At 77.8% G+C, this 641-nt stretch carries 1 protein-coding gene; it reads right to left on the bottom strand.

Features of this window, described 5'->3' with window-relative positions; genetic code table 11:
• Positions 1-641, bottom strand: a 641-nt coding sequence (locus CCN72_RS41330) for a nitronate monooxygenase (protein WP_244174691.1), incomplete at both ends; no start/stop codon positions are given.

Here is a 641-nt window from a genome sequence, read left to right on the forward strand (position 1 = left end):
GTCGTCGGCGGGGGGCGGCGGCGCGTCGGGGCCGCGGCGGCGCAGCACCCGGTGCCCGCCGATCACCACCGTCTCCGCGCCGTCCAGGGACCGCAGCACCGCCCGGACCGCCTCCGGCAGCCGGGACTCGGGCAGCAGGGCGAGCTGGCTGTCGAGGACGACACCGGCGGCGCCACCCGCCATGGCGGCGGCCGCCGTCCGCGGCCCGACACCGCCGCAGGCCCAGATGGGCGAGTCGGCCAACTCCGCGTCGGCGAGCAGCTGTTGGAGCAGCACGAAGGTGCTCAGCTCGCCGGTTCGGCCACCGCTCTCGGCGCCCCGGGCGATCAGCCCATGAGCCCCGGCCCGGACCGCGGCCCGCGCCTGCGTCAGGTCGGTGACCTCGGCCAACACCCTTGATCCGGAGGCCAGTTCGGCGATGCCCCAGGGGGTGTCCGCGGCCGTCAGGTCCGCGGCGAGGACGACGAGGCCGGGGCCGTCCGGCAGGTCGGCCGGGGTGAGGGCACACCGGGCGGTCACCCGGACGCCGTACGGGCCCGGGGCCGTTCTTCTCAGCCGGGACAGCTCCTGTCGGCATATTCGGTCGCCGTCGCCGAGATCGAGGACGCCGAGCGCGCCGGCGCCGGTGGCGGCCGCGGCGA

Source organism: Streptomyces murinus, from assembly GCF_002154555.1.
In the GTDB taxonomy this organism is placed as follows: domain Bacteria; phylum Actinomycetota; class Actinomycetes; order Streptomycetales; family Streptomycetaceae; genus Streptomyces; species Streptomyces murinus.